Genomic DNA, 21,569 nt, shown 5'->3' with positions numbered 1-21,569 from the left:
GGTAAGGCTTTCCTAATCGAAAAGAGGGGGAGTGTGTTCCGGATACCGCTTCGCGACCGGTTCGTTATCAGGGTTTGGGTTGACCCTTAGGTTAGCTTTACCTTACAAATACCGTGTTCACAGGCTTCTCAGGCACAATCCGCCGCTCGTCACCCGCCCGCCGTCCGCGCGGTGCCGGGAGGCCGGCACGGCAGGAAGGCACCCCCGTCCCCATGCGCCGCCCCCTGGCCCGCACGCTCACCGCGCTCGCCGCGGCCGCCCTGCTCGGTCCGATGCTCGCCGCCTGCGGCAGCGACGAACCGGCCGACCTCGTCATCTACTCCGGCCGCAACGAGAACCTCGTGAAGCCGCTGATCGAGAAGCTGGAGAAGCACCTCGGCGCCAACGTCGAGGTCCGCTACGGCGACAGCGCGGAACTCTCCGCCCAGCTCATGGAAGAGGGCGACAAGACCGAGGCGGGTCTGTTCCTGTCCCAGGACGCCGGCGCGCTCGGCGCGCTCTCCAAGGAACACCGCCTCGCCCCGCTCCCCAAGGCAACCCTCGACAAGGTCGCCCCGGAGTACCGCGGTTCGGCCGGCGACTGGACCGGGGTCAGCGGCCGTGCCCGCGTCATCGCGTACCACCCGGACAAGGTCCCCACCCCGCCGGACAGCGTCCACGAGCTGGTGAAGCCCGAGTGGAAGGGCAAGATCGGCTTCAACCCGACCAACGCCTCGTTCCAGGCGTTCGTCACCGGCATGCGCATCCTGGAGGGCGACGACGCCGCCCGTACCTGGCTCGAGGGCCTGAAGGCCAACAAGCCCAAGGCGTACGACAACAACCTCAAGGTGCTGGAGGCAGTCGACAAGGGCGAGGTCTCCGTCGGTCTGATCAACCACTACTACTGGTTCGAGCAGGCGGCCGAGAAGGGCGAGGACAAGCTCAAGGCCAGGATCCACTACCTGCCCAAGGGTGACCCGGGCGGCCTGGTCAACGTCGCCGGCGTCGGCATCCTCAAGGGTGCCGACAAGAAGCAGGCCGGGTACGCGCAGAAGGCCGTCGACTATCTGCTGTCCGCCGAGTCCCAGAGCTACTTCGCCGAGGAGACCAAGGAGTACCCGCTGGCCGCCGGCGTGAAGCAGGCGAAGGGCGTTCCGCCGCTGGAGACCCTCCAGCCGCCGAAGATCGACCTCGGCAGGCTCGACTCCCTCAAGCAGACCCTGGCCATGATCCAGGATGTCGGACTTGTCTGACGTGACCTCACCGGAGCGCCCCGCCCCGGACCGTCACGCCCCCCGCCCGGCGAGTGCCCCCGCACCCGCCGGGCGGCGGCGTGCCGCGGCACGGCCCGCGTGGATCCTCGTCGTGCCCGCCACGGCCGCCGCCCTGCTCGCCGTCCTGCCGCTCGGCTACCTCGCCGTCCGCGCCCTCGAACACGGCCCGGCCTACGCCTGGGACGTCGTCGCCGACGCCCGCACCGGCGAACTGCTGCTGCGCAGCCTCGGCCTGACCGCGGCCGTCGTCGCCGCCTGCCTGGTGCTCGGCGTCTCGCTCGCCTGGCTCACCGTCCGCACCGCCCTGCCCGGCGCCCGCGCCTGGTCCGTGCTCGTCACCCTGCCGCTGGCGGTGCCCAGTTACGTCACCGCCTTCGCCTGGCTGTCCGCCGCGCCCACCCTGGCCGGCTTCACCGGCTCTGCCCTCGCGCTCACCCTGGCGAGCTTCCCGTACGTGTACCTGCCGGTCGCCGCCGCCCTGCGCGGCACCGACCCCGGGCACGAGGAGGTCGCCCGCTCCCTCGGACACGGGCCGCTGCGCACCTTCCTGCGCGTCACCCTGCCCCAACTGCGGCCCGCCGCCGCGGGCGGCGGACTGCTCGTCGCGCTGTACGTGCTTTCCGACTTCGGCGCCGTCTCGCTCATGCGGTACGACACTTTCACCCGCGGCATCTACACCTCCTACCGGGCCAGCTTCGACCGCACCCCGGCCGCCGCGCTCAGCGCCGTGCTCGTCCTCATGACCGTCGCGCTCGTCGCCGCCGAGACCCGCACCCGGGGCCGCGCCGACTACGCGCGCACCGGCACCGGCACCGCCCGGCGGGCCGTGCCCGCCGCCCTCGGACGATGGCGGCCGGTCGCCCTCGCGTGGTGCGGCGTCCTCGTCGCCGCGTCCGTCGGCTTCCCGCTCGCCGTGCTCGGCTACTGGCTCGCCATCGGCTCCTCCGCCACCTGGGACCCCGCCGGCCTCACCGCCACCGCGCTCACCACCCTGGGCGTCGCCGCCGGAGGCGCCGCCCTCACCACGCTGCTCGCGCTGCCGGTCGGCGTCATCGCCGCCCGCCACCGCGGCCGGGTCGCGCACCTCCTTGAACAGGCCGCGTACGCCGGCCACGCCGTGCCCGGCATCACCGTCGCGCTCGCCCTGGTCTTCTTCGCGGTGCGCTACGCCCGCCCGGTCTACCAGGAGACCCCACTGCTGATCTGCGCGTACGCGGTGCTCTTCCTGCCTGTCGCGGTGGCCGCGACCCGGGCCGCCGTGCTGCAGGCGCCACCCGTCCTCGACGACGTCGCCCGCTCCCTCGGCCGCAGCCCGTTCGGCGTGCTGCGCGAAGTCACCGTGCCGCTCGCGGCGCCCGGCGTCGCGGCCGGCGCGGCCCTCACCTTCGTCGTCTGCATGAAGGAACTCCCCGCCACGCTGCTCCTGCGCCCCACCGGCATGGACACGCTGGCGACCCGGCTGTGGACGGAGACCGGCAGCGGATCGTTCGCCGCCGCAGCCCCGTACGCCGCCGCGCTGATCCTGCTGGCCGCCGTCCCCTCGTACCTCCTCGGAAGGCACCGCACATGAGCGACGACACGAACGACCTCCGGGTCGCCGGAGTGGTCAAGTCGTACGGCCCCGGCACGCCGGTCCTCGACGGCCTCGACCTGACCGTGCCGGGCGGCGCGCTCGCCGCCGTCCTCGGCCCGTCCGGCTGCGGGAAGACCACGCTGCTGCGGGTCGTCGCCGGATTCCTGCGCGCGGACGCGGGCACGGTCGAGGTCGCGGGACGGGTCCTCGGCGGCCCGGGTGTCCATCTCCCGCCCGAGCGGCGGCGGATCGGCATAGTGCCCCAGGAGGGCGCGCTCTTCCCGCACCTCGGCGTGGCCCGCAACATCGCTTTCGGCCTCACCGGCGCCGACCGCGCCACCAGGCGGGCGCGGGTGTCCGAGATGCTGGACCTGGTAGGGCTCGCCGGCTATGGCGACCGCATGCCGCACGAGCTGTCCGGCGGCCAGCAGCAGCGCGTCTCGCTCGCCCGCGCGCTGGCGCCCGAGCCCCATCTCGTCCTGCTCGACGAGCCGTTCAGCGCCCTGGACACCGGACTGCGCGACGCGGTGCGGGCCGACGTCCGGGCCGTACTGCGGGCCACCGGCGCGACCGCCGTGCTGGTCACCCACGACCAGCAGGAGGCGCTCTCCACGGCCGACCTGGTCGCCGTCGTCCGGGAGGGACGGGTCGCCCAGTGCGCCGCGCCGGAGGAGCTGTACCGCCGGCCGGCCGACCCGTGGGTGGCCTCCTTCGTCGGCGACGCCGTCCTCCTCCCCGGCGAGGCCGACCGGGGCACCGCCACCACCGCTCTCGGCCGCATCCCGCTCGCCGCCCCGGCCGCCGCCGGCGCGGGCCTGGTCCTGCTGCGCCCGGAGCAGTTCGAGGTCACCGCCCCGGACAAGGCCGCCGCCGAGGGCACGGTGACGGACGTGCGCTTCCTCGGCCACGACGCCCTGCTCGCCGTCACCGTCGAGGGCCTCGACACGCCGCTCACCGTCCGCACCCCGGCCCCGGTCCCGGCCCGGAACGGCGACCGCGTCGGCATCCGCGTCACCGGAGAGGCGACGCTGCACGCGCCGATGTGATGTCGCGTCATGCGGTCGTCCTCAGGCGTCGCTCGGGAGTCTCGCCTCGCCCGCCGGGCGGTGCTCCGCGGCAGCCACCAACTCGGCGACCCGCTCCCGCGGGACGGGGACGCCGGGGGTGCGGAGCGTCCAGCGCAGGAAGTCCTCGACGTTCATGGCAGGCACCTCGCCGAGGTACGGCCGGATGTACACCGGTGTGTCCGGCTCGCTCCGCCAACTGCCCGAGAGCGGGCCGATGTCCACCGCGTCCCAGCCGAGCACGTCGAGCAGCTCCGTGGCCTGCGCCACGGCCTCGGCGTCGTCGCCGGCGACGGGCAGCGCGCTGCGGTCCGGCGCGCCCGCGGGGCGGGCCAGCGTGAGCAGCTGGTGCGGGGTGACGGTGTTGAGGGCCTTGACCACGCGAGACCCGGCGAGGCTGCGCTGCAGCAGGGCGCTGGAGGTCAGCGCCCCGGTGTCCAGGGCGGCCAGGCGCCCGTCCCGCTCGGGGTAGTAGTTCGCCGTGTCCAGCACCGTCCTGCCCGCCAGGGCCTCGGCCGGCAGCCGGTCGTACGCCCGCAGCGGGACGGCGGCCACCACCAGGTCCGCGGCGCGGGCGGCCTCTTCCGGGGTGCCCGCACGAGCCCGCCCGCCCAGGTCGGCGATCAGTCCGGCCAGCGTCTCGGGGCCGCGCGCGTTGCTGAGTACGACGTCGAGTCCCGCCGCGACGGCGAGCCGGGCGACGGCCGAGCCGATCATTCCGCTGCCGATGAGTCCGAGCGTTCGGGGCATTTTCCGCTCTCCGTTCGTCGAGGGCTGTGCCGATGACAGCCCGGGGTCGTGGTCGGGTGGTTCGCCCACAGTCTGGAAGTGGCGGGGGCGGGGACCCAGGCCCGAGCGCTGCGTACTCACGCGCCGATCACCCTCCGCGCGCCCCGGCGTAGGCTGGCCGCGTGGACGACCGGACCGAGCTGACCACGTTCCTCAGGTCGCGCCGTGCGCGCCTGCGCCCGGAGGACGTCGGGCTCCCCGACTACGGCCGGGTGCGCCGGGTCGAGGGCCTGCGGCGCGAGGAGTTGGCCCGCCTCGCGGGTGTGAGCCTCGCCCACTACACGCGGCTGGAGCAGGGCAACGGGGACGGTGTCTCCGGCGAGATCCTGGACGCCGTCGCCGCGGCGCTCCGCATGGACGAGGACGAACGCGCGTACCTGCACGCCGTCGCGCGCCGTCCCGCACCCTGTCCGCCCGCCCCGCCGGAGGTGCCGGCGGCACTGCGCCACCTGCTGGAGTCGACCACCACGACCCCGGCGCTGGTGGTCGGCCGGCACACCCAGATCGTCGGCTGGAACGCCCTTGCCGTCGCGGTCTTCGGCGACTTCCCCGCCCTGCCGCCGGACCGGCGCACGCTCTCGCACCTGCTGTTCGCCGAACCGTACGGACGCGCCCTGCACGCCGCCGGCTGGGAGCGCACGGCCCGCGAACACGTCGCGTCCCTGCGTGTGCTGCTCGGCCGGTACCGCGGCGATGCCGAACTCACCGCGCACATCGACCGCATGCGGGGGCTCGACGCCGACTTCGACCGCCTGTGGGCCGAGCAGACGGTGGCGCGGGCGCCCAGTCGCCCGTACGCGTTGCACCACCCTGTCGTCGGCCCGATGACCCTGCACGGCGAGCGCGTCACTCTGCCCGACCGTCCCGCCTGCTACGGCCTCGACCTGTACGCCGCCGAGCCCGGCTCGGCGTCGGAGGACGCGCTTCGGCGGCTCGCCGGTGGTCGGCGTCCGCAGCGCGGGACGGTGGTGTTGTGCGGCGGGGGTGATCGGCATACTGGCCGCTCTTGATCACCGCTGCATCGCAGTCGTACCCGCAGGAGGAAGCATGGCCGCGAGTTTCAGGACCGTCATCGAGGTGGGCCCTGACCACCTCGAACAGGCCCGGGCCGTCGACCGGTTGTTCCAGGAGGCGATCGCTCCGGCGACCGTCAACTTCGACTTCGAGCACATCCGGGAGGCGGCCGCCGCCGTGCCCGGCAGCGAGATCGTGAAGATGGTCCGCGGCTGGGGGCTCCAGGAGAACGCCCCCGTCATGGTCATGGTGCTGTCCCTGAAGGAGGCCGTACGGCAGGCGCTGCCCGCGGAGTTCGCCGAGGCGGGCTTCTGGGACACGGTCGAGCAGGAGCTCGTCCGCGCCTTCACCGGGCTCGCCGCGCAGGAGGGCGCGCCGGGTCTCTCGTACTACGACGAGGGCGCGGACCGCACGAGTTACTACCGGGACCTGTTCTTCGCGCTGCAGGACGCCGACACCGGCGAGCACCTGTACGCCATCGCGTTCTGCATCGACGTGACGCTGGGCGTGGACCGGGCCAGGGCCGGGGCCCTGGAGATCATGGACGTGGTGCCGTTCTCGATCCGGCTCAACGCGATCGTGCTGCGTCAGGGACTGTCGCTCGCGGCCTGACCGCGACGCGTGTCGGCCCGCCGTCCCGGGCCGCTCCGGCCGCGAGCAGCGCTTCGGTGACGAGGCGGACGCCGCGCGCCAGCCGTCCGAGCTGTTCGAGCTCGACGGCGTACATCTGGATCGCCGTCTCTATGACGGGATCGGGCACCCCGAGCGAGGGCAGTTCCGCCCGCGAGGTCTGCAGTGCCACCCGTACCGTCCGGAGCTCCTGCTGGAGCTGGAGCTGCGCGTGCCGCGCGAGCAGGACGGGGTGCCGGGTGAGCGGGGTGTAGCCGGCGTAGCGGGCCGGCAGAAGGTCGCGCAGCCAGCGCGTCGCCGTGCGTTCCCAGTCGCGGTGCACGGGAGTCATGACCTGACAGGGCCAGTCGGCGCCGACGGGGGATGAGGTCGGGGACATCGTTGTCGCTTCCAACGGGGTACGGGAAGGGGGCGGCGGTCCCGGCCCAGGGGTCGGCCAGGACCGCCGCGAGGGGGACACCAGGGGTCCGACAAAGAGGAGGGGGGTCGGCAGGGGCCCGGCGTCCACGTCAGTAAATATATATACTGTCGAGTAAGCAAGGGTATGAAAAATTTCATTCCGTTCGAAGGTCTGAAAATGGGCCGTGAACCCGCCGTGGTTCCGGCCCTCAGTCGTCGAGGAAGAAGGTGTGCTGCTCCGCGGCCTGCTCGTACCCCTCCAGGCGCCGCTGGGTCCGTTCCGGATCCGCGTCCGCCATCGCCTGCAGCAGCGAGGCCGCCACCAACTGCGGCGCCGCGTACGAGTCGAACACCAGCCGCGAGCCCGTACCGGCCTTGAAGACCACGTCGGCCTCCTCCACCAGCGGATCGAGCGTCTGGTCGGTGATCAGCGCGATCTTCAGACCGATGCGCCGCGCCGCCCGCATCGCCGCCAGCGTCTCGTGCGCGTGCCGCGGCATCGCGAACGCCAGCACCCACGTCCCGCCCGCCTCCCGCGACTGCAACAGCGCGTCGAACGAGACGCTGCCGCCGCGCGTCACCACCCGCACGTCGGGGTGGATCCGCCGGGCCGCGTACGCGAAGTACTCGGCGAGCGACACCGAGATGCGCAGCCCCAGGACGGTCAGCGGCACCGAACGGGCCAGCTCCCGGCCGACATCGAGGACCTGGCCGGTGTCGGCGAGGACCCGGCGCAGCGACTCCAGGTTGTCGATCTCGGCGTCCACGGCGGCCTGCAGCTCGTTGCCGCGATCCTCCCGGATGTCGGCGGCGTCGGGCGCGCCGGCCACCGCGCTCAGCGCGATCGGCTGGAGCGCCTCGCGCAGCGCAGGGAACCCGCTGAACCCGAGGGAGGTCGCGAACCGCGTCACCGACGGCTGGCTCACCCCCACCCGGTCCGCGAGATCCGTGATCGACAGGAACGCCGCCTCGGTCAGGTGGTCCGTCATGTACTGCGCGATGCGCCGCTGGCCCGGCGACAGCCGGTGGCCGCCGAACAGGGCCCGCACGCGGTCCGTGGGGGTCGCCTCCGACCCCGTCTCCGGCGCGTGTCTGCCGGGCGTGATCGCGGCGGCCTGGGCGCGCGCCTGCTGATCTGATGGCACGGGGTGCCTCCCTCTGTGTCCCGCTCGAGCCCAATCTAGTTCACCGGGAGGGGCCCGTAGGGCGTGCACCCGGTGGTGATGATCTTGTCCTGGTCGGCGGCCGAGTCGTGTCGGTGTTGGGCCGAACGGGTGAGGAACGCGAGGATGGGTGCATGAGTAGGTACGAGAGGTACGACGTCACCGACGAACAGTGGGAGGGCCTCGCCCAGGTCCTGCCGCTGCGCGGGCGTGACGAATGGCCGTCCAGGGTCGACCACCGCACGTTCCCCGACCGGTACGACGAGGCCGCCGAGCAGCGCCGCATGGTCGTCCTGCGGGTCCAGGTCTTCGCCGACGCCCGCGAGGTCGCGGAGTACCTCATCGCGCAGATCCCGGTGCTGCTCGACCTGACCGGCGCGGACACCGATGTGGCCAAGCGCATCCTGGACTTCAGCAGCGGCGTGGTCTTCGGCCTGGGCAGCGGGATGCACCGGGTGGACCGGAACGTCTTCCTCCTCGCCCCGGTGGGCACCGAGGTGGAGGGCGCGGCGGAGGCGTCGGAGGCGTAGGGGCCGGCGTGAGGGGCGCGGGCCTCGGGCGCCGGGCGCCGGGCCTCGGGCCTCGGGTGCCGGGCCTCGGGTGCCGGGTGCGCGTGCTGCCGGGTGCCGGGGGCACGTGCTGCGCGCCGCGGGACACGGCTCGGGTCCCTCGTACGGTGGAAGGTCCCCGCGGTGGAACGGTTCGCCCTCCGCCGCCCTCCGCCGACCCGCCTACCGTCCGTGTCCATGGACACCCCCCGCCCCACCCGCCCCACCGTCACCGAAGTGCGGCTCTCCGCCTTCAAGTCGCACCGCGCGGCGGCCTACCCGCTCGGACCGGTGACCCTGTTCGCGGGGCCCAGCGGCAGCGGCAAGTCCAGTGCCCTTCAGGCGTACGAGGCCCTGGCCAGACTCGGCGCGGGCGACGAACTCGGACGCGTCTTCCCCGACCCGTCCGGCTGCGTCCCCGAACGGGCGGAGCCCGACGCACAGGGGCGCCGGGGCTTCCGCATCGGCTGCACCGTCGACGGGCCGGCCGGGCCCGTACGGCTCGACCTCGCCGTCCAGGCCGAACCCGAACTCCGCGTCGTCGGCGAACGTCTGACGCTGCGTGACCGCACGCTGCTGACCACCGCGCTGCGCGACCCGGGCCGCAGCACCGTCCAGGCCGAGTGGCACACCGCGGGCACCGTGCCCGTCACCCGCGCGCCCTTCCCGGACGACCTGCTCGGCACCGCCCTGCTGCCGCTGCGCGTCGCCGGCAAGACGGAGGGGCAGCGGCAGGTGCTCGCCGCCGCCGAGCAGGTCGTCCTCGGGCTGCGCTCGGTCTTCGCCTGCGACCCGCAGCCGCACCGGATGCGCGCGCCGGTGCCGCTCGGCGAGGGGCGGCTGCGGCGCGGCTGCGACAACCTGGCGGAGGTGCTGCACCGGACGCGGACCGGGTGCCCCAGGCGGCACGCCCGGCTCGCCGCCGTGGCGCGCGGCGGCTGCGCCGGGCCGGTCGCGGGGCTGGACGTGGAGGAGCTCGCCGACGGCAGGGTGCGGGCACTGCTCGCGCGGGGCGAGCCGGCCGGGGCCGCCGCGGGAGGGTCCGGTACCCCGCTGGAAAGGCTCGGCGAAGGGGAACTCCGCTACCTCGCGCTCGCGTTGGTCCTGTTGACGGGGCCGGGCGTGCTCGCCGTCGACCAGGTCGCCGAGGTGCCGGACGCGCTGCAGAGCCTGACCGTCCTCGCGGACGGCTTCGACCGCGGACTGGACCCGCGGCAGGCCCGTGAACTGCTCGGACTGGCCGCGGAGATCTGCGCCGGGGGACACCTCAGGCTGGTCGGGACGGTGGGGCCGGCCACGGCGGCCGGCGCGCGGGAGCTGCCCGGAGCCGCGGTGGTAGACCTGGAGTCGTGACAGAACTGGATGTAGCGGGATTGCAGCGCAGGCTGGCGGAGTTCGCTGCCGCGCGGAACTGGCAGCCGTACCACACGCCGAAGAACCTGGCGGCGGCGCTCAGCGTCGAGGCGGCCGAACTGCTGGAGATCTTCCAGTGGTTGACCCCGGAGCAGGCGGACCGGGTGATGGACGACGCGGAGTCGGCGCACCGCGTCGAGGACGAGGTCGCCGACGTCCTGGCCTATCTGCTGCAGTTCTGTGAAGTCGCGGGCATCGACGTGCTGGCCGCGCTGGCCGCGAAGATCGACCGGAACGAGGTGCGATTCCCGGCCGGACGGCCGCCGGGAGGGGGCGCACGACCCTTCACGGGGGAGGATGGTCACTCTTCGGAGTGAGCCGGTTTTCCCCATCGAGCTTCCTGTCCACAGATTTCCGAATTCCTCTGGCTTTTGTGCTCAGCCACCCTCACGCTGGGTAGTGGACTCAGTGAGCAGTAAGTCGTACGAACGGGGGCGGCGTACATGGAAGCGGAGCGACTCATCGCGGCGGGGCGGTACGCACTGGCACAGAGCCGTGCGGCTCTCGACATCGTCGCGGAGGCCTGGCAGGCGCAGACCCTCGCCCAGGCGGTGGGCAGTCATCTCGCGGTGCGTGGACCGCTGGAACTGCGGGGCGAGGCACGGGCGTTGAGCGAGATCGGCGGCGGGCGCGGTGTGATGGACCACCCGATGCTGCGCACCGGGGTCCCGCGCGCCGCGCAGCTCACCGAAGTGGCCGACGTGCGCACGGCGTTGAACGCGCTGAGCGCGTTGCTCGGGGAGGTGGGCATCGCCCTCGTCGGGGTGGCCTGCGACACCGACGAGGAGGGGCTCTACTGGCAGTGCATCGAGGCGATCGACGCCGCCGACGAGTCCAACGATCGAGTGCGCGGCCTGCTGCGCCGGCTCACGGTGCGGGAGCGGGGCAGGCCGCCCGATGCGGCGCGGGGCCGCGCCGACCCGGCGGACTCGCCGGCGGGGCCGTCATGACCGCGGCGACGGCGTCACGGCGGCGGTCACTGCGCCCGTCGTCACCGCTGGTCCTCGTCGGCAGGCGGCGCGGTGCGGTCGGCCGAGGACTGAAGATCGGCGTCGAGCTGGTTCAGGTCGGCGTTGAGCGCCGCCATCAGCTCCTCCATCTGCTGAAGCAGGCCCTTGGGGGCGCCGCCGCTCTTCTGCTCGGGCACGGACTGCGACGCGGTCTGCTGCAGCGGGTGCTCGGGCATCGCCCGGTCGGGCGCGGCTTCCTGGGACATGGCGGCCTCCTCGGCCCAGGCCCTCCCACCAGCGGGAAGGCCACACGAGAGAACGACGCACCGGCAGTGGCCGCCGGCACGCGGGCCGGGCGGTCCGGCTCCGCCCGAGCCAACGACGGGCGGATGCGGAGGGTCACTGGCCCGGCCGGACGCGCCCCGCCAGGTGGTCGGATATTCACCCGACCGAGCCGGGCCGGGCAGGCGGCTGACGGAGAGGTTGACGCGCACGCGGCGACGCGGCGGCAGCGCACGCCGGACGCGTGCAGGATGGAGGCATGGATCTTCGAATCTTCACCGAGCCCCAGCAGGGTGCGGACTACGACACCCTGCTCACCGTCGCCAAGGCCACCGAGGACCTCGGATTCGACGCCTTCTTCCGGTCCGACCACTATCTGCGGATGGGTGCCGCCGACGGGCTGCCCGGGCCCACCGACGCCTGGATCACCCTCGCCGGACTGGCGCGGGAGACCAAGCGGATCCGGCTCGGCACGCTGATGACCGCCGGCACGTTCCGGCTCCCCGGCGTCTTGGCGATCCAGGTCGCGCAGGTGGACCGGATGTCCGGCGGGCGCATCGAACTGGGACTGGGCGCGGGCTGGTTCGAGGAGGAGCACAAGGCGTACGGCATCCCGTTCCCGAAGGAGAAGTTCGGCCGGCTGGAGGAGCAGCTGGCGATCGTCACCGGACTGTGGGAGACCGAGGTCGGCAAGACGTTCTCGTACGAGGGCGAGTTCTACCGGCTCACCGACTCGCCGGCGCTGCCCAAGCCGGCGCAGGCGAAGGTCCCGGTGCTCATCGGCGGGCACGGCGCCAGCCGCACGCCGCGGCTCGCCGCGCGGTACGCCGACGAGTTCAACATCCCCTTCGGCTCGATCGAGGAGAGCGAGCGGCAGTTCGGCCGGGTCCGGGCCGCTGCGCAGGCCGCGGGCCGCGCCGCGGACGACCTGGTGTACTCCAACGCCCTGGTCGTCTGCGTCGGCAAGAACGACGCGGAGGTGGCCCGCCGGGCCGCCGCCATCGGACGCGAGGTGGAGGAACTGAAGGCCAACGGGCTGGCGGGCACGCCCGCCGAGGTGGTGGACAAGATCGGCCGCTACGGCGCGATCGGCTCCTCCCGGATCTACCTCCAGGTGCTGGACCTGGCGGACCTGGATCACCTGGAACTGATCTCCGCCCAGGTCCAGTCGCAGTTGGGCTGAGCCGATGCGACCTGTCCGCGCATTGGCCGACGCGCTCGCCGAGGAGGTCCTCGTCCTCGACGGCGGGCTCTCCAACCAACTGGAGGCCCAGGGCTGCGACCTCTCCGACGAGCTGTGGTCGGCGCGGCTGCTGGCCGACGGGCCCGAGCAGATCGAGGCGGCGCACACCGCCTATGCGCGGGCAGGTGCCCGGGTGCTGATCACCTCCAGCTACCAGGCGACCTTCGAGGGCTTCGCGCACCGGGGGATCGGCCGGGCCGAGGCGGCCCGGCTGCTCGGGCGGAGCGTGGAGCTGGCCCGGGCGGCGGCCGACCGGGCCGCCGGCGAGGTGTGGGTGGCCGGGTCGGTGGGGCCGTACGGGGCGATGCTCGCGGACGGCGCCGAGTACCGGGGCCGGTACGGGCTGACCGTGCGGGAGCTGGAGCGGTTCCACCGGCCGAGGATCGAGGCGCTCGCCGCGGCGGGGCCGGACGTGCTGGCGCTGGAGACGGTGCCGGACACCGACGAGGCGGAGGCGCTGCTGCGGGCCGTGGCGGGGTGCGGGGTGCCGGTGTGGCTGACGTACACCGTCGCGGGCGGGCGGACGCGGGCGGGCCAGGACCTCGCGGAGGCGTTCGTGCTTGCCGCGGGGACGGGGGACGTGATCGCGGTCGGGGTGAACTGCTGCGAGCCGGCGGACGTCGGACCGGCCGTGGAGATCGCGGCGGGCGCGACCGGGAAGCCGGTCGTCGTCTATCCGAACAGTGGGGAGGAGTGGGACGCGCGGGCGCGCGCCTGGCAGGGCGCGGGGACGTTCGACCCGTCCCTGGCGGGGGAGTGGCGGGCGGCCGGGGCCCGGCTGATCGGCGGCTGCTGCCGCGTCGGCCCGGACCGCATCGCGGCCCTGGCCGCCGCGCTGAGCAGTGAGGGCGAGGAGGCGGGCTAGAACCCCGCCTCGGTCGTCGCTCGTGCCTCAGTCTTCGCTCGTACCCCGGTCGACGCTCGTGCCTCGGTCTTCGCTCGTGCCTCGGTCTTCGCTCGTGCCGTCGGCGCGCAGTTGCTCGGCCGCTTCCCGGTAGGTTTCCACGGCAGCGCGCACCCTGCCGCGCCGACTCGTCCTCGGCGCGCTCGGCGGCGCGCCGGGAACCCGCCCGCGCCGCGAACTGAAGGCACCGAAAATGCCTGGTCGTGGCCGGAGCCGAGGGCAATACTCGGATGTGTGTTCCTGACGATCAGTACCACCGGTACCCCTGAGCGGCCCGCGACCGACCTCGGCTTCCTGCTGCACAAGCATCCCGACAAGGCCCAGCGGTTCTCGACCGCGCACGGCGCGGCGCATGTGCTGTATCCCGAGGCGACGGCGGAGCGGTGCACGGCCGCGCTGCTCCTGGAGGTCGACCCGGCGGCGCTGGTCCGCGCCGGGCGGGGCAAGGGACGGGGCGGCGCCCCGGACGCGGCGCTCGCGCAGTACGTGAACGACCGGCCCTACGCCGCCTCGTCGCTGCTGGCCGTCGCGCTGAGCACGGTCTTCAAGACCGCGCTGCGCGGGGTGTGCGAGCTGCGGCCGGAGCGTGCCGCGGAGCCGATGCCGCTGCGGATCGAGGTGCCCGCGCTGCCGGCACGCGGCGGGGTGGAGCTGGTGCGGCGGCTGTTCGAGCCGCTGGGCTGGAGCACGGTCACGGCCGACCCGGTGGTGCTGGACAGCGCGTTCCCCGAGTGGGGGGACTCGCGGTACGTCCGGCTCGTCCTCGAAGGGGAGTTGAGGCTCTCCGAGGCGCTGCGCCAGCTGTACGTGCTGCTGCCGGTGCTCGACGACGCCAAGCACTACTGGGTCGCACCCGACGAGGTGGACAAGCTGCTGCGGGCCGGCGACGGCTGGCTGGCCGACCACCCCGAGCAGAAGCTGATCACCAGCCGCTATCTGTCGCGGCGCTGGGGCCTGACCCGGCAGGCGATGGAACGACTGGAACTGGTCCGGCTCGCCGAGGCCGACGACCTGGAGGTCGAGGACGTCGACAACGCCGTCGACGAGACCACCGACACGGAAGAGAAGCCGGTGCCGCTCGCCGAGCAGCGCCGGGACGCGATCCTGGCCGCGCTGCGGGCCGCCGACGCGGGCCGGGTGCTCGATCTCGGTTGCGGACAGGGCCAGTTGGTGCAGGCGCTGCTGAAGGACGTGCGGTTCACCGAGATCGTCGGCCTCGACGTGTCCGCCCGGGCGCTCGGCATCGCCGCGCGCCGGCTGCGTCTCGAGCGGATGGGCGAGCGGCAGGCCGGGCGGGTGAAGCTGATGCAGGGCTCGCTCGCGTACACGGACAAGCGGCTCACCGGCTACGACGCGGCCGTGCTCAGCGAGGTGATCGAGCACGTCGACCTGCCGCGGCTGCCCGCCCTGGAGTACGCCGTGTTCGGGTCGGCGCGGCCCCGCACGGTGCTCGTGACGACGCCGAACGTCGAGTACAACGTGCGCTGGGAGTCGTTGCCCGCCGGACACGTCCGGCACGGCGACCACCGCTTCGAGTGGACCCGCGGGGAGTTCCGCGCCTGGGCCGCGCGCGTCGCCGAACAGTACGGCTACGCCGTCGAGTTCACCCCCGTCGGTCCGGACGACCCCGAGGTCGGCCCGCCGACCCAGATGGCCGTCTTCACACAGAACACCACCACCGAGAAGGAGGAACAGGCCGCATGACCAGCGACGACACCAGCACAAGCACCAGCACCGCCGTTCGCACCCTGCCCGTCACCGACCTGTCCCTCGTCGTGCTCGTCGGCGCCAGCGGATCCGGCAAGTCGACCTTCGCCCGCAAGCACTTCAAGCCCACCGAGGTGATCTCCTCCGACTTCTGCCGCGGGCTCGTCGCCGACGACGAGAACGACCAGAGCGCCAGCCGTGACGCCTTCGACGTCCTGCACTACATCGCCGGCAAGCGGCTCGCGGCCGGCCGGCTGACCGTCGTCGACGCCACCAGCGTGCAGAAGGAGGCCCGCCGGCAGCTCGTCCAGCTCGCCCGCGAGCACGACGTGCTGCCGATCGCCATCGTGCTCGACATGCCCGAGTCCGTGTGCGTGGAGCGCAACGCGGTCCGGCCCGACCGGGCCCACCTGCCCCGCCAGGTCGTGCAGCGCCACCGTCGCGAGCTGCACCGCTCCCTGCGCGGACTGGAGCGCGAGGGCTTCCGCAAGGTGCACGTGCTGCGCACCGTCGAGGAGGCGGAGTCCGCCCAGGTCGTCCTGGAGAAGCGGTACAACGACCTGCGCCACCTCACGGGGCCGTTCGACATCGTCGGTGACATCCACGGCTGCCGCTCCGAGCTGGAGACCCTGCTCGCGAAGCTCGGCTATGTGGACGGACACCACCCCGAGGGCCGTACCGCCGTGTTCGTCGGCGATCTCGTCGACCGCGGACCGGACAGCCCCGGCGTCCTGCGCCGCGTGATGTCCATGGTGGCCGCCGGCGACGCCCTCTGCGTGCCCGGAAACCACGAGAACAAGCTCGGCCGCTGGCTCAAGGGCCGCAAGGTCCAGGAGACCCACGGACTCGCCGAGACCATCGAGCAGCTCGGCCGGGAGAGCGAGGAGTTCCGCGCCGAGGTCGGCACCTTCATCGACGGGCTGGTCAGCCACTACGTCCTCGACGAGGGCCGGTTGGTGGTCTGCCACGCGGGTCTGCCGGAGAAGTACCACGGCCGCACCTCCGGCCGGGTCCGCTCGCACGCCCTGTACGGGGACACCACGGGTGAGACCGACGAGTTCGGCCTGCCGGTGCGCTACCCGTGGGCGGAGGAGTACCGGGGCCGGGCGACCGTGGTGTACGGCCACACACCCGTGCCGGACACCAGCTGGATCAACAACACCATCTGCCTGGACACCGGCGCCGTGTTCGGCGGGAAGATGACCGCGCTGCGCTGGCCGGAGCGCGAACTCGTCGACGTGCCCGCCGAGCAGGTCTGGTACGAGCCGGCCCGGCCGCTCAGGACCGACGCGCCCGGCGGACACCAGGGCCGGCCGCTGGACCTGGCCGACGTGCACGGCCGCCGGGTCGTGGAGACCGGGCTGCTCGGCAACGTCGGCGTGCGCGAGGAGAACGCGGCGGCGGCCCTGGAGGTCATGAGCCGGTTCGCGATCGACCCCCGGCTGCTCGCCTACCTCCCGCCGACGATGGCGCCCACGGCCACCTCGAAGGAGGAGGGCTACCTGGAGCACCCCGCCGAGGCGTTCGCGCAGTACGCGGCGGACGGCGTCGAGCGGGTCGTGTGCGAGGAGAAGCACATGGGCTCCCGGGCGGTCGCGCTGGTCTGCAAGGACGCCGACGCGGCCCGCGAGAGGTTCGGGGTCGAGGGGGTGACCGGCGCGCTGCACACCCGTACCGGCCGGCCGTTCTTCGACGATGTCGCGACGACCGAACAGGTCCTGGAGCGACTGCGCGCGGCCGTGACCGCCGTCGGGCTGTGGGACGAGCTCGACACGGACTGGCTGCTGTTCGACGGCGAGCTGATGCCGTGGTCGCTGAAGTCGGCCGGGCTGCTGCGCTCGCAGTACGCGGCCGTGGGTGCGGCCTCCCGAGCCGTCTTCCCCGACGCGCTCGGCGCGCTGGAGCAGGCGGCGGCCCGGGGTGTGGCCGGCCTGGACGGGCTGCTCGCCAAGCAGCGCGAACGGGCCGTGGACGCCGAGGCGTTCAGCGAGGCGTACCGTCGGTACTGCTGGCCGACGCAGGGTCTCGAGGGTGTGCGCTTCGCGCCGTTCCAGATCCTGGCCGCGCGGGGCCGCTCGCTGGCGGCCGTGCCGCACGACCAGCAGCTCCGGTGGATCGACTGGATCGTCGACAGCGACCCGAGCGGGCTGCTCCAGGGCACCCGACGGCTGGTGGTCGAGACGGGCGACGAGGCGTCCGTGCGGGCCGGCGTCGCCTGGTGGTTGGAGATGACGGCGGCCGGAGGCGAGGGCATGGTCGTGAAGCCGCTCTCGCCGACCGCGCACACGCTCGTGCACGGCCCCGACGGCCGGCCCGTCCAGCCGGGCGTCAAGGTACGCGGCCGGGAGTACCTGCGGATCATCTACGGACCGGAGTACACCCGTCCGGAGAACCTGGAGCGGCTGCGCAACCGCTCGCTGGGTCACAAGCGTTCGCTCGCCCTGCGCGAGTACGCGCTCGGACTCGAAGCGCTCGACCGGCTGGCCGCCGGTGAGCCGCTCTGGCGGATCCACGAAGCGGTGTTCGCCGTCCTCGCGCTGGAATCGGAGCCGGTCGACCCGCGGCTCTGAGGCCGTCCGCCCCGGGGTGAGCTCCCCCGGGGCGACGTCCGTATGCCTGCTCGTCATCGTTCTGATCGCGGTCCGATAGCGGTCCGCCGCCCGGCTCGGCCAGGATGGCTCCATGGGATTCCATGTCGACTCCGAGACCGGGCGGCTGCGCCGCGTCATCCTCCACCGTCCCGATCTGGAGCTGAAGCGACTCACCCCGACCAACAAGGACGCCCTGCTCTTCGACGACGTCCTCTGGGTCCGCCGGGCGCGCCAGGAGCACGACGGATTCGCCGACGTGCTGCGCGACCGCGGCGTCGCCGTGCACCTCTTCGGCGACCTGCTGCGCGAGACCCTGGAGCTGCCCGCCGCCCGCGCGCTCGTCCTCGACCGGGTCTTCGACGAGAAGGAGTACGGCCCCCTCGCGACGGACCACCTGCGCGCCGCCTTCGACGCGATGGACACCGGCGAGCTCGTCGAGGCCCTGATCGGCGGCATGACGAAGCGTGAGTTCCTGGCCGCCCACCGCGAGCCCAGTTCGGTCCGCTTCCACGTCATGGACCTGGACGACTTCCTCCTCGGCCCGCTGCCGAACCACATCTTCACCCGTGACACCTCCGCCTGGATCTACGACGGCGTCTCGATCAACGCGATGCGGCTGCCCGCCCGGCGGCGCGAGACGGTCCACTTCGAGGCGATCTACAAGCACCACCCGCTGTTCACCGGCCCCGAGGCCGGCACCTTCCATCACTGGTCGGAGGGCCAGGCGGACTACCCGTCGACGATCGAGGGCGGCGACGTCCTCGTCCTCGGCAACGGCGCCGTGCTCATCGGGATGAGCGAGCGCACCACCCCGCAGGCCGTCGAGATGCTTGCCCGCGGCATGTTCGCGGCCGGGTCGGCCCGCTCGATCGTGGCGCTGGACATGCCGAAGCGGCGGGCCTTCATGCACCTGGACACGGTGATGACGATGGTCGACACCGACACGTTCACCCAGTACGCGGGCCTCGGCATGCTCCGCTCGTACACCATCGAGCCGGGCGCGGCCGGGCAGACGCTCCAGGTCAGCGACCACCCGCCGGAGCAGATGCACAGCGCCATCGCGGCGGCGCTCGGGCTGACCGAGATCCGGGTGCTGACCGCGACGCAGGACGTGCACGCCGCCGAGCGCGAGCAGTGGGACGACGGCTGCAACGTGCTGGCGGTGGAGCCGGGCGTGGTCGTCGCGTACGAGCGGAACGTCACCACCAACACCCATCTGCGCAAGCAGGGCATCGAGGTCATCGAGATCCCGGGCAGCGAGCTGGGCCGGGGCCGGGGCGGCCCGCGCTGCATGAGCTGCCCCGTGGAGCGCGACGCGGTGTAGTGGGTGGGGTCGGTGAGGTGGGTGGGCCGGGTGCGGTGGGCGGGGCCGGTGTAGCCCACCTCACCGGGCGCTCGCTGTATATAAATGCCGAACCGCGTATAGACTTCCATGGTCCCGTCATCGGAAACCAGGAGTGCCCCCATGGCCACTGACCTCATCGGCCGCCACTTCCTCAAGGAGCTGGATTTCACCGCCGAGGAGTTCCGCGGCCTGATCGCGCTCGCCGCCGAGCTGAAGGCGGCCAAGAAGGCCGGCACCGAGGTCCAGCGGCTGCGCGGCCGGAACATCGCGCTCATCTTCGAGAAGACCTCGACCCGCACCCGGTGCGCCTTCGAGGTGGCCGCCGCCGACCAGGGCGCCTCCACCACCTACCTCGACCCGTCCGGCTCCCAGATGGGCCACAAGGAGTCGGTGAAGGACACCGCCCGGGTGCTCGGCCGGATGTTCGACGCCATCGAGTACCGGGGCGACAGCCAGGCCGCCGTCGAGGAACTGGCCGCGAACGCCGGCGTCCCGGTCTTCAACGGGCTCACCGACGACTGGCACCCCACCCAGATGCTCGCCGACGTGCTCACCATGACCGAGCACTCCGACAAGCCCCTCACGGAGCTGGCGTTCGCCTACCTGGGCGACGCCCGCTTCAACATGGGCAACTCGTACCTGGTCACCGGCGCCCTGCTCGGCATGGACGTGCGGATCGTGGCCCCGAAGGCGTACTGGCCGGCCGAGGAGATCGTCGCCGAGGCTCGGGCGCTGGCCGAGGGCAGCGGGGCGCGGATCACCCTGACCGAGGACGTCGCGGAGGGCGTGCGGGGCGCGGACTTCGTGGCCACCGACGTCTGGGTGTCCATGGGCGAGCCCAAGGAGGTCTGGGACGAGCGGATCGCGGCGCTCGCGCCGTACGCGGTGACCATGGACGTGCTGCGGGCCACCGGCAACGCGGACGTGAAGTTCCTGCACTGCCTGCCGGCCTTCCACGACCTCGGCACGGCCGTCGGCCGGGACATCCACGCGCGGTACGGGCTCGCGGAGCTGGAGGTGACGGACGAGGTCTTCGAGTCCGCGCACTCCGTCGTCTTCGACGAGGCCGAGAACCGCATGCACACGATCAAGGCGATCATGGTCGCCACGATGGCGGGCCCGGCCGCGTAACCGGCCGTTCTCGCCGGCCGGGCCGCACAGCCAGTCAGGTCGCACGGCCGGTCCGGCCGCGTGACCGCTCAGGCCATCTGGCGGCGCTGCGCCGGGATGCCCGGCAGGCGGAACCAGACCGCCTTGCCCCGGTCGGTCGGCCGGTGGCCGCAGTCCTCGCTGAGCGCGCGGATCAGCAGCAGACCGCGGCCGTGCTCCAGCCACGGGTCGGGCTCGTCCTCCGGATCCGGGCAGATCAGCTCGCCCGGCCGGACCGGCTGTGCGTCGTGCACCTCGACGTGGCAGCCGACCTCCAGGAGCTCCACGACCAGCTCGATGGGGCCGGAACCCGCGGTGTGCTCGACGGCGTTGGCGACCAGTTCGGCGGTGAGCAGCTCCGCCGTGTCCTCGTCCGGGCCGGCGTCGTGCTCCGCGAGCGCGGTGCGGACCAGGGCGCGGGCGAGGGGGACGGCAGCCGTGTCGTGCGGAAGCTCGAGCCGCAGCGGGGCGGGGCGGGAGCGATCGTCCATGACGGGTCCGTTCGGCCGGGAGTGGGTCGGGGCGCCGCTGCCGTCCGTGACGTCCCAATTTCAACCTTACAGAGGGCAAGGCGAGCCTCCAGAGGCGGCCGTCCATAGCCGTACGGGACCTTCGCCCCCACGCCCTCATATCGCGCTCTCGTGACGACAGTCACGGCAGAGTGATACGCTCACGGAAGGTGCCCCGCCCTCAGCACGCTCGCCCGCACCGGGAGGCCGTCCGCATGAGCCCCTTCACCGGATCCGCGCCACGAACCCAGGAATGGCGGCATCTCCGCCTCGCCGTCGACGACGGAGTCGCCACCGTCACCCTCGCGCGCCCCGCCAAACTCAACGCGCTCACCTTCGGCGCCTACGCCGACCTGCGCGACCTGCTCGCCGAACTCGCCCGGGAACGCGCCGTCCGCGCACTCGTCCTCGGCGGTGAGGGCCGTGGCTTCTGCTCCGGCGGCGACGTCGACGAGATCATCGGTGCGACCCTCTCCATGGACACCGCCCAGCTCCTCGACTTCAACCGGATGACCGGCCAGGTCGTCCGCGCGGTCCGTGAATGCCCCTTCCCGGTGATCGCCGCCGTGCACGGAGTCGCCGCAGGCGCCGGCGCCGTCCTCGCGCTCGCCGCCGACTTCCGGATCGCCGACCCCACCGCACGTTTCGCCTTCCTCTTCACCCGGGTCGGCCTCTCCGGCGGCGACATGGGCGCCGCGTACCTGCTGCCCCGCGTCGTCGGCCTCGGCCACGCGACCCGGCTGCTCATGCTCGGCGAGCCCGTACGGGCCCCCGAGGCCGAACGGATCGGCCTGATCAGCGAGCTCACCGAGGAGGGCGGGGCCGGCGCCCGCGCCGCCGAGCTGGCCCGCCGCCTCGCCGACGGCCCCGCCCTCGCCCACGCCCAGACGAAGGCGCTGCTCACCGCCGAGCTCGACATGCCGCTCGCCGCCTCCGTCGAGCTGGACGCCGCCACCCAGGCGCTGCTGATGAACGGCGAGGACTACGCCGAGTTCCACGCCGCCTTCACCGAGAAGCGCCCGCCGAAGTGGCGGGGGCGGTGA

Annotated in this window: 21 protein-coding genes; 16 read left to right on the top strand and 5 right to left on the bottom strand. The window is 73.1% G+C overall.

Translation table 11 applies throughout. The features are described 5' to 3' along the window. The first annotated feature begins 212 nt into the window (after positions 1–212). Genes R2D22_RS09160 through R2D22_RS09150 form a run of 3 tightly spaced genes read left to right on the top strand, consistent with a single transcriptional unit; the run spans position 213 to position 3,872 of the window. Positions 213–1,232, top strand: a complete 1,020-nt coding sequence (locus R2D22_RS09160; RefSeq protein WP_318102552.1) for an iron ABC transporter substrate-binding protein — start codon at positions 213–215, stop codon at positions 1,230–1,232. A gap of 1 nt (position 1,233) precedes the next feature. Further along, positions 1,234–2,823, top strand: a complete 1,590-nt coding sequence (locus tag R2D22_RS09155; protein ID WP_318109664.1) for an ABC transporter permease — start codon at positions 1,234–1,236, stop codon at positions 2,821–2,823. After that, positions 2,820–3,872: an ABC transporter ATP-binding protein gene (locus tag R2D22_RS09150; protein WP_318102549.1), complete on the top strand. Its 1,053-nt coding sequence runs from the start codon at positions 2,820–2,822 to the stop codon at positions 3,870–3,872. Before R2D22_RS09155 ends, R2D22_RS09150 begins: the two co-directional genes overlap by 4 nt. Positions 3,873–3,893: 21 nt before the next feature. Here the strand turns inward: R2D22_RS09150 and R2D22_RS09145 are convergent, their stop codons facing one another. After that, complete coding sequence (locus tag R2D22_RS09145) at positions 3,894–4,679, bottom strand: NADPH-dependent F420 reductase (RefSeq protein ID WP_318109662.1); 786 nt, start codon at positions 4,677–4,679, stop codon at positions 3,894–3,896. Between the two features lie 122 nt (positions 4,680–4,801). Here R2D22_RS09145 and R2D22_RS09140 point away from each other — a divergent pair, with 122 nt between their 5' ends. Beyond that, positions 4,802–5,689, top strand: coding sequence for a helix-turn-helix domain-containing protein (locus tag R2D22_RS09140; protein WP_318102548.1), 888 nt, complete (start codon positions 4,802–4,804; stop codon positions 5,687–5,689). Positions 5,690–5,726: 37 nt separating this feature from the next. Beyond that, on the top strand, positions 5,727–6,305 hold the full coding sequence (locus tag R2D22_RS09135) for a Type-2Aa cytolytic delta-endotoxin (protein ID WP_318102546.1): 579 nt from the start codon (positions 5,727–5,729) through the stop codon (positions 6,303–6,305). On the opposite strand, the gene R2D22_RS09130 is transcribed toward R2D22_RS09135, so the two are convergent. Both R2D22_RS09130 and R2D22_RS09125 read right to left on the bottom strand, forming a co-directional pair. Continuing rightward, positions 6,262–6,654, bottom strand: a complete 393-nt coding sequence (locus tag R2D22_RS09130) for a hypothetical protein (protein WP_411976996.1) — start codon at positions 6,652–6,654, stop codon at positions 6,262–6,264. The two genes, R2D22_RS09135 and R2D22_RS09130, sit on opposite strands and share 44 nt — an antisense overlap. Before the next feature lie 277 nt (positions 6,655–6,931). Beyond that, entirely contained in the window at positions 6,932–7,867 is a 936-nt protein-coding gene (locus tag R2D22_RS09125) for a MurR/RpiR family transcriptional regulator (RefSeq protein ID WP_318102543.1), read from the bottom strand. 152 nt (positions 7,868–8,019) lie between these two features. Here R2D22_RS09125 and R2D22_RS09120 point away from each other — a divergent pair, with 152 nt between their 5' ends. The 4 genes from R2D22_RS09120 to R2D22_RS09105 all read left to right on the top strand — a co-directional run bounded on the left by R2D22_RS09120 (position 8,020) and on the right by R2D22_RS09105 (position 10,796). Then, positions 8,020–8,415: a cell division protein SepF gene (locus tag R2D22_RS09120; RefSeq protein ID WP_318102542.1), complete on the top strand. Its 396-nt coding sequence runs from the start codon at positions 8,020–8,022 to the stop codon at positions 8,413–8,415. 216 nt (positions 8,416–8,631) lie between these two features. Then, the gene (locus R2D22_RS09115; protein ID WP_318102540.1) at positions 8,632–9,786 is read left to right on the top strand and encodes an AAA family ATPase; all 1,155 of its coding nucleotides are present in this window, start codon (positions 8,632–8,634) and stop codon (positions 9,784–9,786) included. Further along, positions 9,783–10,163, top strand: a complete 381-nt coding sequence (locus R2D22_RS09110) for a nucleotide pyrophosphohydrolase (RefSeq protein ID WP_318102538.1) — start codon at positions 9,783–9,785, stop codon at positions 10,161–10,163. Before R2D22_RS09115 ends, R2D22_RS09110 begins: the two co-directional genes overlap by 4 nt. 126 nt (positions 10,164–10,289) lie before the next feature. Next, positions 10,290–10,796 (top strand): DUF6099 family protein, encoded by a 507-nt coding sequence (locus tag R2D22_RS09105; protein ID WP_318102536.1) that lies wholly within the window; start codon positions 10,290–10,292, stop codon positions 10,794–10,796. 41 nt (positions 10,797–10,837) lie between these two features. Here the strand turns inward: R2D22_RS09105 and R2D22_RS09100 are convergent, their stop codons facing one another. Beyond that, complete coding sequence (locus R2D22_RS09100; protein WP_411976995.1) at positions 10,838–11,062, bottom strand: hypothetical protein; 225 nt, start codon at positions 11,060–11,062, stop codon at positions 10,838–10,840. 275 nt (positions 11,063–11,337) lie between these two features. On the opposite strand from R2D22_RS09100, the gene R2D22_RS09095 reads away from it, so the two are divergent. From R2D22_RS09095 to argF, 6 genes are all read left to right on the top strand, one after another. Next, on the top strand, positions 11,338–12,261 hold the full coding sequence (locus R2D22_RS09095) for an LLM class F420-dependent oxidoreductase (RefSeq protein WP_318102535.1): 924 nt from the start codon (positions 11,338–11,340) through the stop codon (positions 12,259–12,261). Positions 12,262–12,265: 4 nt separating this feature from the next. After that, on the top strand, positions 12,266–13,186 hold the full coding sequence (gene mmuM, locus R2D22_RS09090; RefSeq protein WP_318102534.1) for a homocysteine S-methyltransferase: 921 nt from the start codon (positions 12,266–12,268) through the stop codon (positions 13,184–13,186). Positions 13,187–13,459: 273 nt separating this feature from the next. Beyond that, entirely contained in the window at positions 13,460–14,929 is a 1,470-nt protein-coding gene (locus R2D22_RS09085; RefSeq protein ID WP_318102532.1) for a 3' terminal RNA ribose 2'-O-methyltransferase Hen1, read from the top strand. Beyond that, positions 14,926–17,502 carry a polynucleotide kinase-phosphatase gene (locus tag R2D22_RS09080; protein ID WP_318102530.1) on the top strand — a complete coding sequence of 859 codons (2,577 nt, stop codon included), beginning with the start codon at positions 14,926–14,928 and terminating at the stop codon, positions 17,500–17,502. The genes R2D22_RS09085 and R2D22_RS09080 overlap by 4 nt, the downstream gene beginning before the upstream one ends. A 112-nt stretch (positions 17,503–17,614) precedes the next feature. Further along, positions 17,615–18,847, top strand: a complete 1,233-nt coding sequence (locus tag R2D22_RS09075; protein ID WP_318102528.1) for an arginine deiminase — start codon at positions 17,615–17,617, stop codon at positions 18,845–18,847. Between the two features lie 141 nt (positions 18,848–18,988). After that, positions 18,989–19,999: an ornithine carbamoyltransferase gene (gene argF, locus R2D22_RS09070; protein WP_318102526.1), complete on the top strand. Its 1,011-nt coding sequence runs from the start codon at positions 18,989–18,991 to the stop codon at positions 19,997–19,999. Between the two features lie 68 nt (positions 20,000–20,067). Here the strand turns inward: argF and R2D22_RS09065 are convergent, their stop codons facing one another. Then, positions 20,068–20,508, bottom strand: coding sequence for an ATP-binding protein (locus R2D22_RS09065; protein ID WP_318102524.1), 441 nt, complete (start codon positions 20,506–20,508; stop codon positions 20,068–20,070). Between the two features lie 233 nt (positions 20,509–20,741). On the opposite strand from R2D22_RS09065, the gene R2D22_RS09060 reads away from it, so the two are divergent. Beyond that, positions 20,742–21,569 carry an enoyl-CoA hydratase family protein gene (locus R2D22_RS09060; RefSeq protein WP_318102522.1) on the top strand — a complete coding sequence of 276 codons (828 nt, stop codon included), beginning with the start codon at positions 20,742–20,744 and terminating at the stop codon, positions 21,567–21,569.

The sequence above is a fragment of the Streptomyces sp. HUAS YS2 genome (assembly GCF_033343995.1).
In the GTDB taxonomy this organism is placed as follows: domain Bacteria; phylum Actinomycetota; class Actinomycetes; order Streptomycetales; family Streptomycetaceae; genus Streptomyces; species Streptomyces solicathayae.
Note: the sequence above shows the minus strand (reverse complement) of the source record. Positions and strands in the feature narration are given on the sequence as shown.

Coding starts and splice junctions, on each gene's coding strand:
- R2D22_RS09160 (WP_318102552.1), top strand. CDS start 213: ATGCGCCGCCCCCTGGCCCGCACGCTCACCGCGCTCGCCGCGGCCGCC.
- R2D22_RS09080 (WP_318102530.1), top strand. CDS start 14,926: ATGACCAGCGACGACACCAGCACAAGCACCAGCACCGCCGTTCGCACC.
- R2D22_RS09105 (WP_318102536.1), top strand. CDS start 10,290: ATGGAAGCGGAGCGACTCATCGCGGCGGGGCGGTACGCACTGGCACAG.
- mmuM (WP_318102534.1), top strand. CDS start 12,266: ATGCGACCTGTCCGCGCATTGGCCGACGCGCTCGCCGAGGAGGTCCTC.
- R2D22_RS09095 (WP_318102535.1), top strand. CDS start 11,338: ATGGATCTTCGAATCTTCACCGAGCCCCAGCAGGGTGCGGACTACGAC.
- R2D22_RS09135 (WP_318102546.1), top strand. CDS start 5,727: ATGGCCGCGAGTTTCAGGACCGTCATCGAGGTGGGCCCTGACCACCTC.
- R2D22_RS09120 (WP_318102542.1), top strand. CDS start 8,020: ATGAGTAGGTACGAGAGGTACGACGTCACCGACGAACAGTGGGAGGGC.
- R2D22_RS09075 (WP_318102528.1), top strand. CDS start 17,615: ATGGGATTCCATGTCGACTCCGAGACCGGGCGGCTGCGCCGCGTCATC.
- R2D22_RS09100 (WP_411976995.1), bottom strand. CDS start 11,062: ATGTCCCAGGAAGCCGCGCCCGACCGGGCGATGCCCGAGCACCCGCTG.
- R2D22_RS09150 (WP_318102549.1), top strand. CDS start 2,820: ATGAGCGACGACACGAACGACCTCCGGGTCGCCGGAGTGGTCAAGTCG.
- argF (WP_318102526.1), top strand. CDS start 18,989: ATGGCCACTGACCTCATCGGCCGCCACTTCCTCAAGGAGCTGGATTTC.
- R2D22_RS09115 (WP_318102540.1), top strand. CDS start 8,632: ATGGACACCCCCCGCCCCACCCGCCCCACCGTCACCGAAGTGCGGCTC.
- R2D22_RS09130 (WP_411976996.1), bottom strand. CDS start 6,654: ATGACTCCCGTGCACCGCGACTGGGAACGCACGGCGACGCGCTGGCTG.
- R2D22_RS09060 (WP_318102522.1), top strand. CDS start 20,742: ATGAGCCCCTTCACCGGATCCGCGCCACGAACCCAGGAATGGCGGCAT.
- R2D22_RS09065 (WP_318102524.1), bottom strand. CDS start 20,508: ATGGACGATCGCTCCCGCCCCGCCCCGCTGCGGCTCGAGCTTCCGCAC.